Source organism: Pseudomonas sp. KNUC1026 (assembly GCF_021650705.1).
In the GTDB taxonomy this organism is placed as follows: Bacteria; Pseudomonadota; Gammaproteobacteria; order Pseudomonadales; family Pseudomonadaceae; genus Aquipseudomonas.
On sequence record NZ_CP087138.1, the window covers coordinates 2924384 to 2941686 of the forward strand.

The following is a 17303-nucleotide window of genomic DNA, read 5'->3' on the forward strand; positions in this document are numbered from 1 at the left end:
AACTATCGGCACAATGCGTGTCCTTTTTTGGCTGGCCGCGCCGGAGGCCTTGAAATGCTCAAGACGCCCTATTACCTGATCGACAAACAGAAGCTGCTCAAGAACCTGGAGAAGATCGCCTACGTGCGCGAGCACTCCGGCGCCAAGGCGCTGCTGGCGCTCAAGTGCTTCGCGACCTGGTCGGTGTTCGACCTGATGCAGCAGTACATGGACGGCACCACCTCCTCATCGCTGTACGAGCTCAAGCTCGGCCGCCAGAAGTTCGAAGGCGAAACCCATGCCTACAGCGTGGCCTGGGCCGATGACGAAATCGGCGAGATGCTGGAGAACTGCGACAAGATCATCTTCAACTCCATCGGCCAGCTGCAGCGCTTCGCCGATGCCAGCGAAGGCAAGGTACGCGGCCTGCGCGTGAACCCGCAGGTGAGCTCCTCGGACTACCTGCTGGCCGACCCGGCGCGCCCATTCAGCCGCCTGGGCGAATGGGACCCGGTCAAGATCGAGGCAGTGATCGGCCAGATCTCCGGTTTCATGTTCCACAACAACTGCGAGAACGGCGACTTCGGCCTGTTCGACAAGATGCTGGGCACTATCGAGGAGCGCTTCGGCCACCTGCTGCATCAGGTGAACTGGGTGAGCCTGGGCGGCGGCATCCACTTCACCGGCGAAGGTTATGCGCTCGATCAGTTCTGCACGCGCCTCAAGGCCTTCTCGGAAAAGTACGGCGTGCAGGTGTACCTGGAGCCGGGCGAAGCGGCCATCACCCAGAGCGCGTCACTGGAAGTGACCGTGCTCGACACCCTCTACAACGGCAAGCACCTGGCGGTGGTCGACAGCTCGATCGAGGCGCACATGCTCGACCTGCTGATCTACCGCCTCGACGCCAAGATGGCGCCCAACGACGGCGAACATACCTACATGGTGTGCGGCAAATCGTGCCTGGCCGGGGACATCTTCGGCGAATACCGATTCGATCGCCCGCTGGCGATCGGTGACCGGCTCTCGTTCGTGGACGCCGCCGGCTACACCATGGTCAAGAAGAACTGGTTCAACGGTCTGAAAATGCCGTCCATCGTTGTGAAACAACTCGATGGCAGTATCGACCTGGTTCGCGAATTCGGTTTCGACGATTACCTGAGCAGTTTGTCCTAAGTCGGGTGGCCAGGCGATGAGGGCCGGGGCCCTCATCGTTTCGCCCGGCGAGCCGGCCGCCCACAGGTACAGCATTTCCAAACCCAGAGCCCATGGGCTTCATGCAAGGAGACACAAAGAAATTGAAGAAGAACGTTCTTATCATTGGTGCAGGAGGTGTCGCCAAGGTGGTGGCCCACAAGTGCGCGCAGCACAACGACGAACTCGGTCGTATCGCTATCGCGTCACGGAACATCTCCAAATGCCAGGCCATCATCGACAGCGTCAAGGCCAAGGGTAGCCTCGAGCAACCCGCCGACATCCAGGCCTTCGCACTGAACGCACTCGACATCGAAGCGACCAAGGCGCTGATCCGCGAAACCGAATCGCAGATCGTGATCAACGTCGGCTCCGCCTTCCTGAACATGTCGGTGCTGCGTGCCTGTATCGATACCGGCGTTGCCTACCTGGACACCGCCATTCACGAAGAGCCGGGCAAGATCTGCGAAACGCCGCCCTGGTACGGCAACTACGAGTGGAAACACCTCGAGGAATGCCAGCAGAAGAACGTCACCGCCATCCTCGGCGTGGGTTTCGACCCAGGCGTTGTCAATGCGTACGCCGCATTGGCTCAACAACAGTATTTCGACCGCATCGACTCGATCGACATTCTCGACGTCAATGCCGGTTCACACGGCAAGTACTTCGCCACCAACTTCGACCCGGAAATCAACTTCCGTGAATTCACCGGGCAAGTGTGGAGCTGGCAGAACAGCCAGTGGGCGAGCAACAGCATGTTCGAGGTCAAGCGCACCGACGACCTGCCGGTGGTAGGCGAGCAAAGCCTGTACCTGACCGGCCATGACGAAGTGCACTCGATCTCCAAGAACCTGAACGTGCCCAACGTGCGTTTCTGGATGAGCTTCGGCGAGCACTACATCAACGTGTTCACCGTGCTCAGGAACCTGGGCCTGCTCTCCGAGCAGCCGGTGAAAACCGCCGAAGGCGTGGAAGTGGTCCCGCTGAAAGTGGTCAGAGGCCGTGCTGCCCGACCCCGCCTCGCTGGCACCGGGCTACACCGGTAAAACCTGCATCGGTGACCTGGTCAAGGGCAGCAAGGATGGCCAGCCACGTGAGTTGTTCATCTACAACGTGGCCGACCACGAAGAGGCCTACGCCGAGACCGATAGCCAGGGCATTTCCTACACCGCTGGCGTGCCGCCAGTGGCCGCAGCGCTGCTGGTAGCGCGTGGCGTGTGGGATGTGCAGCGCATGGCCAACGTCGAGGAACTGCCTGCCGAGCCGTTCCTGGAGGCACTGGACGCGATGGGCCTGCCGACCCGCATCAAGGACGAGCACGGCGACCGCGCCTGGAACGCCCTGTAGCTGAACGCGCCGAGCTGCACACCGATGTGCGGCTCGGCGCTAGTCCTTCAGCCACTTGTCCAGAATCGCCTGTACCGTGCCATCGGCCCGCAAGCGGCCAAGCGCTGCGCGAAAGCGTTCGACCGTTTCGGCTGAGGTACCTCGGCTGAACGCCAGGCTCAGCCCTTCATCGCGCGACAGCTCCGGCAGCGCCAGGCTCTTGACCAGTACCTTGTCCGGGTCGTCGCCGTTCTGGCGCACCAGATAAACCGCATTCAGCTCGTTCGAAATCCACAACTCCACGTGCTCTACCTTGAGTTTGCGGTAGTTGTATTCGTACTTGCTGGTCGCCTGCAGTTCGGTACCGGGCTTGAAGCCTTTGCTTATGAGGTATTGCTCGCCCACGTCCTCGTGGACGGTGGCGATCTGGTGACCGTGCGCATCGGCCAGGCTCTTCAACGCCAACGGCCGGTCGGCGAGGCTGTAAAGGTACCAGCGCGTCGGTGCGATGGGACCAACCCATTGGAACAGCGGCTCGCGCTCCGGCGTGCGGGCGATCGAATAGATCAGCACATTGGGCACGTTCAGCGCCACGTCATAGGCACGAGCCCACGGCAGCACCTCGATCTGGGCACTGGCGCCGGCTTCGCGCATCACCGCCTGCACGATTTCGGTGGAGAGCCCCGTCACCCGCCCGTCGCGGCTCATGTTGTAAGGCGGCAATTCTTCGGTGACCACTCTCAACGGGGGAGCGGCCAGGCACGGCCACGCAGCTGCCGCCAGTGCCAGCCACCCCCACAGCCCAAAGCGAGCGATTCGCATGGCGCCTACCACTCTGCGCAATGAAATGTTTCCCAAGTGTAGGCGGGCATGGCGGCGGCGTCAGGCCGATGACGTGGGCAGCGATATCGGGGTGGCCGCCCTCAGCTCACCGCCAGGCATAGGACACCCCCACGAACACCCCGCGCCCCTCACCCGGGAACGAACGGGCCACATCAGCACCCTTGTCGTCATACCCGGGGCTGACCGTGGCGGCGTAGCGTTCGTTGCTCAGGTTGCGCAGGTCGACCCAACCGCTCCACGCCTGCTGTGGCGACGCATAGCCAAGGCGGGCGCCGTAGAGTGCATAGGCGCGGGTGTACCAGGAGTTGGCGTAGTCGACCGCGCGGCGCCCGGCGCGTTCGGTGTTGACGGCGGCGTACCAGCCTTCGGGCAGGCTGTAGCGCAGCTCCGCCTGGTAATACTGGCGCGGGATGCCGGGCAAGGCGTTGCTGCCGAAGCGGCTGTCGTTGCGGTAATGGAAGTCGCTGTAGGTAAAGGCTTGGGTGAATGCAAGCTTGCCGGCTGAGCCGCCATCCCACAACGGTGTCTGAAGACCCAGCTCCACGCCCTGATGCACGGTGGGGCTGGCGTTGACCTCGGCCACCACTTGCGAAGTGGTCGAGGTAGCGGCCTGGGTTTCGACGGTGAGCAACTCATGGCGCACTTCGGAGCGGTAGACCGCCGCGCTCCACTGGCCCAGCAGGCTGTCGCCGCGCCCGCCCACCTCGAAGGTGACGGCGCTCTGGTTCTGCAGCTCGATGCCCTGGCGGGCCAGCCCACGGGCCGGGCCGCTGGTGAAGTACTGGTTCAGAGCTCCACAGCAGCGACCAGGCATGCGGTGGCTCCACAGAGCGGCTGAGGTTGCCATACAGCTCAAGGCTCGGGTTCAGTTGCCAGCGCAGGCCCAGGCGTGCGGCGTAGTCCCAGGCATGCTGGCTGACCGTGCCACCGCCTTGCGGGTAGGTCACGTCGGACTGGCGGCGGGTATAGATCGCCGCGATGCCGCTGGTGAGCCACAGGTCGTCGGCCAGCTGCAGCTCATTGCCCAAATGCAGCACGCTGTCGGAACCCAGGTAACTGTAGTGGCGGGTGGTGGTGCCAGGCGCGTAGCCCGCGGTGTTGCCAGCCGGGGTGCGGACGTACTCGGAGGCGCCGCTGTTGGGCATCGCCTGGGTGGTGCGCAGGCCCAGGGTGGTCTGGCTGGCGTGGCCGGCGAATTGGTCGTCGCGCACGTAGTTGAGCACTGCGCTGACGTCCGTATAGGCCACCTTGATACGGTTGGTGCCCTCGCGCAGGTCCATGGGGTAATCGTGATAGGCAAGGCCCGCTTCCAGGCGCTGGTTGTCGGCGAAACGCCAGGTGGTCTTGTTGGCAAGCCAGGTGCTGCCCGGCTCGATGCGCTTGGCGTCGCGTGCCAGATACCCGGCGTTGGCGGCATGCGGGTTGTGTTCGAGCTGGGCGCGGGTCAGGTTGCCGGGCATGTCGTTGCCGGTTTCGCGGTAGCGAAAGTAGAAGCGGGTTTCAAGCTCTGGGCTGAAGCGGTAGCCGACGTTGGCGGCCACGCCCTGCCCGCTGCCGCCGCTGTGATCGCGCTCACCATCGCTGGCCGAGTCGGTGAGGCTGATGAAGTAGTCGGCATCGCCCAGCAACTGGCCGGAGCTGATCTCGCGCTTGGCGTAGCCGTGGCTGCCGGCCTCGTAATGCACGCCCAGCAGCGGCGCATCCTGGCCGGTGCGGCTGATGTAGTTCACCGCACCGCCCAGCGCCAGCGCACCGCGGTCGAAGCCGTTGGCGCCGCGCAGCACTTCGACGCCACTCGCCCACAGCGGCTCTTTCAGCTCGTAGGGCGTGCCGCCGGGGCCGGTCAGCGGCAGGCCATCGAAGGTTTCGGTACAACCCAGAGGCGTGGGCACCGGGGCTTCGGTTCAGGCCCGAGCCACGGATCGACAGCTTGATGCCTTCATTGTTGGTGGCCTGGGCATACACCCCCGGTTGCAAGCGGAACACATCGGCATTGGTGCTCACGCGGCCTTCGCCTGCCTGTTGCAGGTCGACGTAGTTGCTCGCCCCCGGCAGGCGATGCAGCGCCTCGCGAATGCGCTCGGCCTGTTCCTCGTTCGGCGCCAGCCCTGCCCCGGTCACCTCGACGCTGCCCAGTTCAATGGCGCCGTCATCGGCAAGTGCGGCGCCACTGCAAACCAGTGCGGCGCCATAACCCAGGCAGGAAAGCGCCCGGCGGGCGAACGGAGGAGCGAGCGAGAACATGCGGGAACATCCTGAAGTGGTGCTGCGAAACGGGCGCGCGGGGCTGCCGTGGTCACACAGGGAACGAAGATCGAAGGCGGGGATTCAGGCCATTGGCTGGCGGGGGTTGGAAGCCTGGCGTGCGCATAGAGTCACGCCAGGCGAGCGCGCCCGGGTTGATCCGGGCGGCTTGGAGCGGTGCAGCTTACTGGCTGGCGGGCAGTGCGTAGGCGATCACGTAGTCGCCACGGTCAGGCGACTGGCGCCCACCGCCTGCGGTGATGACGATGTACTGCTTGCCGGTTTTCGGCGACACGTACGTCATCGGGCCACCCTGGCTGCCGACCGGCAAGCGCTGTTTCCAGATTTCGTCGCCGTTGGCGGTGTTGTAGGCGCGCAGGTAGTAGTCCTGGGTGCCGGCGATGAACACCAGGCCACCTTGGGTCGACAGCGTACCGCCCAGGGTCGGCATGCCGATCGGCATGGGCATGTGCATCTTGATACCCATCGGCCCCTGGTCTTCGACGGTGCCCACCGGCACTTGCCAGGCGATGCTGCGGGTGTGCAGGTCGATGGCCGACAGCGTGCCGAACGGCGGTGCCTGGCACGGAATGCCGGCGATGGACAGGAAGCGGTTCTTGTTCACCGCGTACGGCGTGCCCTTGAGCGGGACAGCGCCCATGCCGGTGTTGATCGACTCACCACCGGAGGCGGCCTTGGCGTCTTTCTGCTGCGGGACCATCTTGATCCACAGGCCCAGGCGCATGTCGTTGGCGAACAGGTAGCCGTGCACCGGATCGAACGACAGGCCACCCCAGTTCATGCCACCGAGCGAACCCGGGAAGCTCAACGAGGTGTCGGTGCCAGGTGCGGTGTACAGGCCTTCGTAACGCATTTGCTTGAAGGCGATGCGGCACAGCATCTGGTCGAAGGGCGTGGCGCCCCACATGTCCGACTCGGTCAGGGTCTGGTTGCCCAATTGCGGCATGCCCACCGAACGCGGCTGGGTCAGGGAATAGGGTTCGCCCTGGATATTGGCGGCCTTGACCGGCACTTCATCGACCTGGGTCAGCGGTTTGCCGGTCTTACGGTCGAGCACATAGATCTGCCCGGCCTTGGTGCCGATGATCACCGCCGGCACGTTCTGGCCGTTGACCGGGAAGTCCACCAGGCTCGGCTGCATCGGCAGGTCGAAGTCCCAGAGGTCGTTGTGCACGGTCTGGTACACCCACTTTTCTTCACCGGTGCTGGCGTTCAGGGCCAGCACCGAGGCGCCGTACTTGTGGTTCAGCGCGGTGCGCTCGACGCCGTAGATGTCGGTGGACGAGCTGCCCATGGGCAGGAATACGGTGTTCATCGCCGCGTCGTAGGACATCGGCGCCCAGCTGTTGGGGGTGCTGCGCACGTAGGTCTGGCCGTCTGCCGGGGCTTTCCTGTCCTCGGGGTTGCCCGGGTCGAAGGCCCAGCGCATCGCACCGGAGATGACGTCGAAGCCGCGGATCACACCGCCTGGCATGTCGGTCTGCACGTTGTCGGCGACGCGCCCGCCCACCACCACGGTGGTGCCGGCCATCAGCGGTGCCGAGGACAGCTGATAGTAGGAATCCGGCACGTTGCCCAGGCCAGCCTTGAGGTCGACGATGCCGTTGTTGCCGAAGCCCTGGCAGAACTCACCGGTGTCGGCGTCTACCGCGATCAGGCGGGCGTCGATGGTGTTGGTCAGCAGGCGGCGCTGGCAGTTGGCCCCGGCCGGGACGCTGACCGGAATCACCGGGCTGTTGCCGGCTTCGGAGGTGCTGGCGGCCGGCTGAGTGGCGTCGAAATACGCAAGGCCACGGCAGCGTTGCCACACCTTGGACTGGGCGTTGATTTCGTTCTTCCACAGCTGCTCGCCGGTGTCGGCATCCAGTGCGATCACGTTGTTGTGCGGGGTGCAGATGAACACCTTGTCGCCGACCTGCAGCGGGGTGAGCTGGTCTTCGGCACCGTTGCCGTCGCTGATGGCCACGTCGCCGGTGTGGTAGGTCCAGGCGGTGACCAGCTTGCCGACGTTGCTGCGGTTGATCTGGTCGAGCGCGGCGAAGCGGCTGCCGCCCTCGTCGTTGCCGTAATGGGCCCAGTCTTTCTGCGCTTTGGCAGGGTCGACCTGGGTGAGGCCAGGGCCGGTACCGGTGACTGGCGCATGCGGCTTGAACATGCCCCATGCACCACCGGCCAGCACCACCGCCAGCAGCGCTGCCAGGCCGTAACCACCGGCGCCTGCGGCCAGGCCGTTGCGCTGGCGCAGGCTGGGGTAAGCCAGCGCCACCACCAGGCTGAGCACGCCCGGGGCGAACAGGCGCGACACCTGCGGCCAGAAATTCAGGCCCGCATCGGCCAGCGCCCAGATCACCGACAGCACCATGACCACGGCGAACAGCCAGGCGCCGAACAGGCGCTGGCGGAACAGCGAAAGCGCCGCCACCAGCATGCCTACGCCGGCGAGAACGAAATACCAGCTGCCACCGAAGGTGACCAGATAGCCACCCAGGGCGGTGTAGAGCAAGCCGAACACCAGCACACCGAGCGCCGCCAGCCAGATCGGCCAACGGCGGCCGGTGGCCTGCGTACGAGAGTCAGTCATGTTGCATCGATCCTGCGAGGGGAAAATTCGGGATGTAGCGTGCCCCTGCGGCGGCTACCACAAGGGCACGCTTAAAATGTAACAATTAGTTAGTTCTGAAAGAATACCGAAAAATCCGCAGGGGTGCGACAACTCGCCTCGTGCCGATAGCGGAATTCACCGTTACTGCCCGGGTAACAATAGCGTTCACGCCTACCTGGCCGAGCGCATCAGCAAGGTGGCTAGGGCGCAGCCCGACAGCGCCACACAGGCCAGCCAGAACGCATCGGAATACGCCATCAGGTACGCTTCGCGGCGGAGCGTGCCAGCCACCTGCGAGAGCGCCATCTGGCTGTCCGGCATCCAGCTGTGCAGCGGTGCACCCAGGCGCGCCTGCACGCTCTGGGAGAACACCGTCACGCTTTCGCCGATGCGCTCCGAATGCATGCGCTCGCGGATTGACACCACCTGTGCCAGCAGCGCAGTGCCCACTGCACCGCCCAGGTTGCGCAACATCGAGAACACGGCCGAGGCGGAGCCTGCCTGAGCTTTGTCCAGCCCGGCGACCGCCAGCACCGACAGCGCCACCATGATGAACGGCTGGCCGATACCCCGGACGACCGTGGACGGGATGATCACGTTCGCGGCGCTTTCACCGTCCAGGTGAGCGCCCAGCCAGCAACCCAACGCCATGATCAGAAACCCAGTGCTGACCATGATCTTGGGGCTCGTCCAGCGCATCAGCCTGGGCATCAAAGGGGCCGATAGCAGTTGCACCAGGCCGTAGGCGATCAGGCTGATGCCGATCTCGCTGGCGTTGTAATGCTGCAACTGCGACAGGTAGTTCGGCACCAGAAACACCAGCCCGAAGGTCGCGCCGCCAAAGATGAACATGGCAATGCTCGCCACCCCGAAGTTGTAGTTGCCCAGCAGCCTGAGGTTGATGAACGAACGTGCGCCCCATACCTGCGTGGCCACGAACACCACGATGCCGATGACCGAGGCCACGGTTGCCCAGACGATGAAGCTGGAGCCGAACCAGTCCAGCCGGCCGCCCTCCTCCAGCACGATCTGCAAGCCGCCCAGCCCTACGATCATGCCGGTGATCCCAAGCCAGTCACCTCGGCGCAGCATCGCCAGTTGCATGGGCTTGGCATCGATCGACCAGGCGATCGCTGCCAGCAATGCAACGCCTGGGATCAGCTGCAGATAGAAAATGCCGCGCCACGACCAGGCATCGGTGAGCCAACCGCCGATCGACGGGCCGGCCGCCTGCGCCACGCTGTTGGCCAGGCTGAACAGCGCCATGCCCATCGGCATCTTCGAGGCGGGCAATTCGGTGATGATCAACTGGAATGACAGCGGGATCAGCACCGCCCCTGCCGCGCCCTGGATCACCCGGATGATGATCATTACCGACAAGTTCGGCGCCAACGAACAGGCCACCGAGGCGATCAGAAACACCAGCGAGCCCAGGCCCATGACCTTGCGCAGGGAGAACACCTGCACCAGCCAGGCGGTGAGCGGGATCATGATGATCTCGGCCACCAGGTACGCAGTCGAAATCCACGAGCCCTCCTCGAAGGTGGCGCCCGACGAGCCTTCCATTTCCGGCAGTGCGGCGCTGGTGACGTGCACATTCATGCCGGCCATGAAACAGCCGAACAAACCGCCGAGCACTGCCACCCAGGCCTTGGGGGAGACCTTTTGTTCGCTCATGGCTGGGCCTGCGCGTGGGTATCGACCGTAACCACCACCGACATGCCCGGGCGCACCGCGGGCTCGCCCGCCTGCGGCGGGTCCAAGCGGATGCGCACTGGAAACCGCTGGACGATCTTGGTGAAGTTGCCGGTGGCGTTGTCCGGCGGCAGCAAGGCGAACAGGGCTCCCGAACCTGGCGCGAAGCTGTCGAGGTGGCCGCGCACTTCAAAGCCCGAGTAGCTGTCGACCGACAGGCTGACCGGCTGGCCGACGCGCAAGTGCTCAAGCTGGGTTTCCTTGAAGTTGGCAATGACATACGCCTGCTCCAGCGGCACCACCGCCAGCACCGGCTGGCCGGCGACCAGGTACTGGCCAGGGCGAACCTTGCGCTGCCCGACCACACCGTCGAAGGGCGCGCGCACTACGGTGTCTTCCAGGTCCTGGGTGGCGATCTGCGTTTGCGCCTGGGCTTCGGCCAGGCTCGCCGATGCCTGGGCTGCCTGGGCTTGCGCCCGCTGCACCTTCGCCTTGGCCAGTTGCAGCAACTGTTGTTGTTCAAGCAAAGCAGCCTGTGCCCCCTGCACCACCGCCTGTGCCTGCAAAGCAGCGGCGCGGGTGGTTTCCAGGCGCTGCGGCGTGGCGGCCTGGTCCCGCACCAGGCCTTGGTAGCGGGCAAGGTCCAACTGGGCCCGCTGGCGCTCTGCGCGCGCAGCATCGAGTTGAGATCGCGCTCGTTCGATTGCAGGCTGCTGACGCCGCACCTCGGCTTCAACCACCTGCGCTTCGGCGTGCGCAGCATCGACGGCGGCATCGGCCTGGCGTTGCCGCGCGTTGGCCTGGTCCAGGCGCGCCTGGTAATCACGGGCCTGCAAGCGCAGCAGCACCTGGCCAGCTTTCACCGGCTGGTTATCCTCCACCAGCACTTGCTCTACATAACCTTGCACGCGGGCACTGGCCGCCATCCAATCGGCCTGTACGTAGGCATCGTCGGTGCTTTCATGAAAGCGCCCGACAAACCACCACCAGCCACCCACTGCCAGCAGCGCCGCCAGGCATACGCCACAGGCAAAGGTAATGCGCCGCCATGTGCGGCGCTTGGCAAGCATGGCCTGCAACGGCTCGGCTTGGGCCTGTTCGTTCAGTGGGATGTTCATGGTCGGTTTCCTGTACGCAAATCATCCACGGGTGCCTGCCATCCCCCTCCAAGGGCTTGAAACAGGGCAATTTCGCTGTGCGCCTGGCGTTGCCGGGCGGTGATCTGGCGCAACCGCGCCGCGATCAGCTCACGCTGAGCGTCCAGCCGTTGCAGGCCATCCAGCGCGCCTGCGTGATAGCTGCTGTCAGCCAGGGCAAAAGCCCGCTCGTTCTGCTCCAGCGCCTGGGCCAGCCAGAGGCCGCGCTGGCGCTCGCCGTCGTAGCGGGCGAAGGCCTGGCGCACATCGGTCAGCGCGCCTTGTACGCTGCGCCGCCAGTTGGCCGCGCTGGCCATGCGTTGCGCGTCGGCGGCCTGTACCCGCGCCTGGTTGGCACGGCGATCAGGGAACTGCCAACTGATCAGAGGGCCGACGCCGAAGGTCACCGACTGGCGGTCTCCGAGCCCCTGCCAGGCAGAGCTGGAAGCGCTGAGCGACGCACCGAACACCACTTTGGGGTAGAGATCGGCCCGCACGTTTTGCAGCGTCCAGGCAGAGGCCAATGCTTCGCGCTCGGCCTGGCGCACGTCCGGGCGGCGCTTGAACAATTGCCAGGCGTCGCCTGCCGGCAGCGCCCTGGCCACACGCGGAATGTGCTTGCAGGCCTGCGCCTGCACAGGCTGCTCGGCTTGCCCAGCGAGCAGGGCCAACTGTGCTATGGCCAGCTTCTGCCGTGCCTGCAGCCAAGGCAGCTGCGCGCGGGTCCTGCGTGCCAGTGCCTGCAGGCGGGCGCTGTCCAGCTCAGTGGCCACGCCTGCTTCGCGCTGGCGCTCGGTCAGGCGCAGGCTGTCATCCAGGCTGTTCAGCGAGGCCTGGGTCTGCTCGATCTGCTCGCCGTAGGTGCAGAGGTCGAGCCAGGCCAGGCTGGTTTGCGCCGCCACCACCAGGCGTAGCTGGTCACGCGCTGCGGCTGCCGCCTCGGCATGGGCCTTCGCGGCTTCGATGGCAGCCCGCACCTGGCCGAACAGGTCGAGCTGCCAGCTCAGGCTGGCAGCCGGGTTCCATTGCCACTGCGACGGCGCTCTGGTGCTCGTGGCCTGGGCCTGGGCCAGGGTCTGGTCATCGGCGGTGCGCCCGTACTGCGCCGCCAACCCCAGTTCGGTCTGCGGGCCCTGCGCGGCCTCGGCCTGCCGAATGCCCGCCATCACGGCGGCCAGCCGTGCATCGGCCTGGGCCAGGTCCTGATTGCTGGCCAGTGCCTGGCGTACCCAATGGTCCAGCGCCGGATCCTGATACAGCGCCCACCAACGATCCGGCAGAGGCTGCTCGCCAACGCCGGCAGGCAGCCTGGCAAGTGCCAGGTCGGAGGGGGTAGCAGGTGCGGCCGGTGGCTGCGGCGCCTGGCCTTGGCACGCGCACAGTGCGGCCAGGCTCAGGGAGGTAAAGGTGTGCTTGAAGGAAAGTCGTGCCATTGCCTGTTCACATGGTTTTGTTCTGTGAACAGGCTACGCAGAACGGCGGGATGGCGCCCTCGCAGGAGAGACAACCTGCCTTGCGAGTGGGACAACTTCCATGCCTAGCGGCATTCCCGCGGGCTATAGCCCAGCGTCCGCTTGAACGTGGTGGCGAACGCGCTGGGGCTTTGGTAGCCGTGCTCCAGCGCGACCCGCAGCACCGATTGCCCCCGCACCAGGCACTGGGCACTGAGCACCATGCGCGCACGAGTGCGCCATTCGCCGAACGACATGCCCAACTCGCGCTGGAACAGGCGCGCCAAGGTACGTGAGCTCATGTTCAGCCGATGGCCGCACTGCTCCAGCGTGAGCTCCAGCCCCGGAGCCTCCAGCACCGAAGTGCACAGACCCAGCAGGCGCGTGTCGGCGGGCATGGGCACATGCGTGTTCACCTGCCGGGCTGCGTTGAGCTCATGGCCGATCAAGCCCAGCAGGTGGTGTTGCCGCGCCGGATGCAACCCTGCATCTGCACTGGAGGCTGCCAGGATCAGGTGGCGCAGCAGTGCGCTGACCTCGATCACCCGGCAACGCATCGGCAGCGTCACGTCTTCCCCGGGGGCACCAGCAGTGTGCGCATGCAGACCGCACCGGCCATGCGCACCTGATGGCCGACCTGCGCCGGCACCCACAGCGCGTGCCCAGTGGGGATCGCCCAGTCACCCTGCTCAGTGCCCACCAGCATCGTGCCTTCGCTGGCGTGGATCAACTGCGCCTGGCCATGGCAATGCCAACCTACCTGCTCGCCTGGCGAGTAGTCTGAGACAAGAGGGTGGATTCCCACTGCCTCACGCGGGTGCGCCCACATCGTCGGTTCTCCTTGAAAGTGGCCAGCCCCCTCGAGCCGGGGGGGGTGGGCGCAGTCTAAAAGCGATGTAAGGGCTGGCGATTGCGTTTAATCACTTCCCTGATAGCCAACTCGCACCTTGTATTCTTCATATCGAACAAATCGCGCAATTCGATACCCCTTCAGGGTCAACGAGCGTCGATCAGCGCCCTGGCGGATGAGGCTGCCTGCTCAAGGCGCACCTGAGCATCCGGCACAGGGCGTGGCACCTCGGCGCTGAAACGTATACCCACCGGCAATGCCGCCAGCAGTGCCTGCAATGGCAAGCCACCCTCACCCGGCAACAAGCGGCCTTCCCGAGCCTCCTGCACGATCCGATCACCCGTGGGTGCTTCGAAGGGGGCGTCGCACGATTGCACGTCATGAAGCCAGTGGCGGGGTGCCTGCGCCACCTCTGCCACCGTGTTGCCCGCCCGGAACAGGTGCAAGGCATCGACCAGGATGCCGCCATTGGCCTGCCCTGCCGCCTCCACCACCGCCAACGCCTGGCTCAGATTGCCCACTACACGCCAGCGCATGAACTCCAGGTTCACCACCAGGCCCAACGGCGCGGCCAGCTCGCACAGTGCTGCGAAACGCGCGGCCAGGCGCCCGCTGTCGGGGTCGTCACCTGAGACGGTGAGGCTGTGCGCACCGAGCGACGCGCCGGTTTCCAGCATCCAGGGCACGGCGGCGAGGTTTACATCGGGGGTCAGGGCAATGAACTCGATGTCGTTCACCACCATCCCTTCATTCCCCAGCGCCTGGCGCAGCTGCGCAAGCTCGGTACTGGCCGGCCGCAGCGGATAGGCCACACCACCCGGCATCGCCGGGTGCAGGCGCAGCCCCACCGCGTCGAAGCCGGCACGCGCCGCCTCCCTGACGAGCTCCAGCGGCGCCAGCTCCAGTGCGGTGAGGTGGGCAACGCCGAGCGGGCTCAATAGGTCGCCCTCCCGCCGCTCAGGTCGAACACGAAGCCGGTGGTAAAGCTGCACTCGGGCCCGGCGATCCAGGTGACCATGTTGGCGATCTCCTCGATCTGCAAAAACCGCCCCATGGGAATCTTGGCCTTACTGGCGGTGATGTGCTCGGCGGTCATCTCGGCCATCAGGCCGGTTTCCACCATCGCCGGCGCCACGCAGTTGAGCAGCACGCCGTCCTGCGCCAGCTCCTTGGCCGCCGCCTTGGTAAAGGCGATCACGCCCGCCTTGGCCGCCGAGTAGCCGCTGATGAACTGCACACCGTCCTTGCCGGCCATCGACGCCACATTGACGATGCGCCCATAACCGCGCTCGCGCATGTGCGGGATCACGGTGCGGCAACCGTAGAACACGCCGTTCAGATCCACCGCCATCACCTGGTCCCAGGCCTCTGGAGGGTATTCCCAGCAAGGGGTCACCGGGCCGTTGATGCCGGCGTTGTTGACCAGGATCTGCACCTGGCCCACCTGCGCCAGCGCTTCGGCGAAGGCCGCCTCCACCGACGCCAGGCTCGCCACGTTGACGGCCTGGCGCAGCACGGGCTCGAACCCGGCCTGCTCGGCCTCCCAGTGCTCAACGTTGAGGTCCCAGATGATCACTTGCGCGCCTGCGACGTGCAGCCGGCGGGCGATGCCCAGGCCGATGCCGCGCATGCCGCCGGTGACGATGGCCGTTTGGCCTTGAAGTGTGCTGCTCATGCCGAAGGCTCCTTGCGAGTCAGGCGTTATCGATAGCGGGCAGGCGCGTCAGGTCACGCACCATGAACAGGTAGCAGAGGGCCCCGAGCACGGTGATTGCCGCGACGAAAGCCAGTGCCCAGACGAACGAGCCGGTGGCGCTGACGATCAGGCCGATGGTCAGCGGGGTGACGATGCCGGCTGCGTTTGCGAACAGGTTGAACACGCCGCCGGACAGCCCCAGCATGCCCTTGGGCGCGATGTCGGAGACGATCATCCAGGCCAGTGCCGACATGCCCTGAGCGAAATAGGCCACGCAGAGAATGGCGATCACCAGTGCGTCGGACTGCACATAGTTGGCCAGCACGATCACCGAGGCCGTGAGCAGGCCGGTGATGACCGGCAGCTTGCGCGCCAGGTTCAGCGAATAGCCGCGGCGCAGCAGCGTGTCGGAGAGCCAACCGCCGAACAGCGTGCCTACCGACGCGGCAATGAACGGCAGCACCGCCACCCAGCCGACTTTAAGCCACGGCATGTGCCGCTCGGTCACCAGGTAAGTGGGGAACCAGGTGAGGAAGAACACGTTGGTGGAGTTGCAGGCGAACTGGCCCAGGCAGATGCCGAGCATGTTGCGGTGCTTGAGCAGCGCCGGGATCTGCGACCAGGCGAACCGTGTGGCCTGCTGGCCACCGTCTACGACCCCGCCGCCTTCGCGGATGTAATCGAGCTCGGCCTTGTTGGCGCTGCGCGACTGGTGCGGCTCGTGGTACTTGGCCCACCACAGGATCCCGTAAAGGATGCCCACCGCGCCGACGCCCAGCAGCAGCGCGCGCCAGCCATAGGCATGCAGCACCCAGAACAGCAACGGCGAAAGAAACGCCAGGCCCACATACTCGGCGAAGGTGTAGATCCCTGTGGCCCGGGCCCGCTCGCTCTGCGGGAACCAGGTGGCCACTACACGGCTGTTGGTGGGGAAGCACGGCGCCTCGGCGGCGCCCACCGCCAGGCGCATGCCCAGCAGCGAAGCAAAACCCTGGGCCAGGCCTTGCAGGCCGGTGAACAGCGACCATAAGGTCAGCGCAAGCCAATAGGTAAGCTTGGTGCCGAGGCGGTCGATGAGGATACCGCCGGGAATCTGCGAGGCGGCGTAGGTCCAGGAGAAGGCCGAGAAGATGATGCCCATCATCGCCGCATTGAGCCCCAGGTCACTGCTGATGGCCGGTGCTGCGATGCCCATCACGCTGCGATCCAGGTAGTTGATCATGGTGCCACCGGAGACCAGCGCCAGGATCATGAAACGGGTACGCGTACGTTGCGCCTGCTCGGCGGGTGTGGCGAGCAAACGGGGGTCGGTGCTCATGGGTAGGGTCCTTTTATTGTTATGGGTATTGCGGGAAATCGAACAGCTGCTGCGCGGTGCTCCACATCACCTGGCGCCGGGTGGCCGGATCAGGCAGCCAGTGCTCGGCCAGCTTCAGTAGCGGGCCGTAGTCGATGCGCGAGGGTGAACGAATGAACGGCCAGTCCGAACCCCAGAGGCAGCGCTCGGCGCCGAAATGCTCGAGCAGCGCGTGCACATAGGGGCCTGCCTGGGTTTCCAGATGATCGAGCGAGGCGAACTTCTGCATGCCAGAGAGCTTGACCCAGGTACGCCCGCCGGCGGCCTGGCGGAGCAGCGCCCGGAAGCCTTCCTGATGCACGCCAGCCTCGGCCAACGGCCGGCCGCAATGATCGACCAGCACCCTCACGGGGCTGGCGTCCAGCAGCGGCAGCAGTTCAGGCAGTTGATCGCCTTGCACCTGCACCTGTGCAAACATCCCAAGCTCCGCCAGGCGCGCCAGCAGCGGGCCGGCATCGGCCATCGAGGCCACGCCCTGCAGCGCAGGGTTGAAGGCGATACCCACGATGCCCTGGGCATGCAGTGCGGCCAACTCATCCCGCGAGGTGGCATGGTCCACTACCGCGATGCCCTTGAAGCGCCCTTGCCCTTGAGCCAGTGCCTCCAGCAGGCAGCGGTTGTCCTGCCCATAGCCGCTGTTGGGCCCAACCAGCAGCGCATGGCGCACGCCATAGGCGTCGAGCACGCGCTCGAACTGCGACCGTGGCGCGACCTCCTGGCCGCTGGGGGCGTAGAGGGTGTCAGGAGCGTAGGGAAATCGCAGCGGGTCGAACAGGTGGTTGTGGCAGTCGATCTTGGGCTCGTCGAAGATGCTCATCAGCGCTGGCCTTTTGTTATTGTTGCGTGCATCCACCTTACGACGCCGTGCGCCTGCATGCTCATACCTGTATGGCGAACACCATAACCAACGGT

The 17303-nt window shown here is 65.4% G+C and carries 10 protein-coding genes and 3 pseudogenes; 2 read left to right on the top strand and 11 right to left on the bottom strand.

The window, feature by feature from the left end; translation table 11 throughout:
* The first annotated feature begins 54 nt into the window (after positions 1 to 54).
* Both LN139_RS13620 and LN139_RS13625 read left to right on the top strand, forming a co-directional pair.
* On the top strand, positions 55 to 1152 hold the full coding sequence (locus tag LN139_RS13620; RefSeq protein ID WP_236354272.1) for a carboxynorspermidine decarboxylase: 1098 nt from the start codon (positions 55 to 57) through the stop codon (positions 1150 to 1152).
* Between the two features lie 122 nt (positions 1153 to 1274).
* Positions 1275 to 2517: pseudogene (locus LN139_RS13625) on the top strand (saccharopine dehydrogenase family protein).
* Between the two features lie 39 nt (positions 2518 to 2556).
* Here the strand turns inward: LN139_RS13625 and LN139_RS13630 are convergent.
* The 11 genes and pseudogenes from LN139_RS13630 to LN139_RS13685 form a co-directional block, all read right to left on the bottom strand.
* On the bottom strand, positions 2557 to 3318 hold the full coding sequence (locus LN139_RS13630; protein ID WP_236354274.1) for a substrate-binding periplasmic protein: 762 nt from the start codon (positions 3316 to 3318) through the stop codon (positions 2557 to 2559).
* Between the two features lie 106 nt (positions 3319 to 3424).
* Positions 3425 to 5583: pseudogene (locus tag LN139_RS13635) on the bottom strand (TonB-dependent receptor family protein).
* A 184-nt stretch (positions 5584 to 5767) separates the two neighbouring features.
* Entirely contained in the window at positions 5768 to 8185 is a 2418-nt protein-coding gene (locus tag LN139_RS13640) for a glucose/quinate/shikimate family membrane-bound PQQ-dependent dehydrogenase (RefSeq protein WP_236354276.1), read from the bottom strand.
* Between the two features lie 192 nt (positions 8186 to 8377).
* Positions 8378 to 9883: an MDR family MFS transporter gene (locus tag LN139_RS13645; RefSeq protein ID WP_236354278.1), complete on the bottom strand. Its 1506-nt coding sequence runs from the start codon at positions 9881 to 9883 to the stop codon at positions 8378 to 8380.
* Positions 9880 to 11019 carry an HlyD family secretion protein gene (locus LN139_RS13650; RefSeq protein WP_236354280.1) on the bottom strand — a complete coding sequence of 380 codons (1140 nt, stop codon included), beginning with the start codon at positions 11017 to 11019 and terminating at the stop codon, positions 9880 to 9882. Before LN139_RS13650 ends, LN139_RS13645 begins: the two co-directional genes overlap by 4 nt.
* Positions 11016 to 12470, bottom strand: coding sequence for an efflux transporter outer membrane subunit (locus LN139_RS13655; RefSeq protein ID WP_236354283.1), 1455 nt, complete (start codon positions 12468 to 12470; stop codon positions 11016 to 11018). Before LN139_RS13655 ends, LN139_RS13650 begins: the two co-directional genes overlap by 4 nt.
* A 104-nt stretch (positions 12471 to 12574) precedes the next feature.
* Positions 12575 to 13287, bottom strand: a pseudogene (locus LN139_RS13660) (AraC family transcriptional regulator).
* 197 nt (positions 13288 to 13484) lie between these two features.
* Positions 13485 to 14276, bottom strand: a complete 792-nt coding sequence (locus LN139_RS13670; RefSeq protein ID WP_236354292.1) for a sugar phosphate isomerase/epimerase family protein — start codon at positions 14274 to 14276, stop codon at positions 13485 to 13487.
* Positions 14273 to 15013: an SDR family NAD(P)-dependent oxidoreductase gene (locus LN139_RS13675; RefSeq protein ID WP_236354294.1), complete on the bottom strand. Its 741-nt coding sequence runs from the start codon at positions 15011 to 15013 to the stop codon at positions 14273 to 14275. Before LN139_RS13675 ends, LN139_RS13670 begins: the two co-directional genes overlap by 4 nt.
* Before the next feature lie 19 nt (positions 15014 to 15032).
* The gene (locus LN139_RS13680) at positions 15033 to 16352 is read right to left on the bottom strand and encodes an MFS transporter (protein WP_236354295.1); all 1320 of its coding nucleotides are present in this window, start codon (positions 16350 to 16352) and stop codon (positions 15033 to 15035) included.
* 19 nt (positions 16353 to 16371) lie between these two features.
* Positions 16372 to 17208 carry an amidohydrolase family protein gene (locus LN139_RS13685; RefSeq protein WP_236354297.1) on the bottom strand — a complete coding sequence of 279 codons (837 nt, stop codon included), beginning with the start codon at positions 17206 to 17208 and terminating at the stop codon, positions 16372 to 16374.
* Positions 17209 to 17303: the final 95 nt, after the last annotated feature.

Bases quoted from the DNA above. Each gene is read 5' to 3' on its own strand.
- LN139_RS13645 (WP_236354278.1), bottom strand. From the start codon at position 9,883: ATGAGCGAACAAAAGGTCTCCCCCAAGGCCTGGGTGGCAGTGCTCGGC.
- LN139_RS13680 (WP_236354295.1), bottom strand. From the start codon at position 16,352: ATGAGCACCGACCCCCGTTTGCTCGCCACACCCGCCGAGCAGGCGCAA.
- LN139_RS13655 (WP_236354283.1), bottom strand. From the start codon at position 12,470: ATGGCACGACTTTCCTTCAAGCACACCTTTACCTCCCTGAGCCTGGCC.
- LN139_RS13620 (WP_236354272.1), top strand. From the start codon at position 55: ATGCTCAAGACGCCCTATTACCTGATCGACAAACAGAAGCTGCTCAAG.
- LN139_RS13675 (WP_236354294.1), bottom strand. From the start codon at position 15,013: ATGAGCAGCACACTTCAAGGCCAAACGGCCATCGTCACCGGCGGCATG.
- LN139_RS13630 (WP_236354274.1), bottom strand. From the start codon at position 3,318: ATGCGAATCGCTCGCTTTGGGCTGTGGGGGTGGCTGGCACTGGCGGCA.
- LN139_RS13685 (WP_236354297.1), bottom strand. From the start codon at position 17,208: ATGAGCATCTTCGACGAGCCCAAGATCGACTGCCACAACCACCTGTTC.
- LN139_RS13650 (WP_236354280.1), bottom strand. From the start codon at position 11,019: ATGAACATCCCACTGAACGAACAGGCCCAAGCCGAGCCGTTGCAGGCC.
- LN139_RS13640 (WP_236354276.1), bottom strand. From the start codon at position 8,185: ATGACTGACTCTCGTACGCAGGCCACCGGCCGCCGTTGGCCGATCTGG.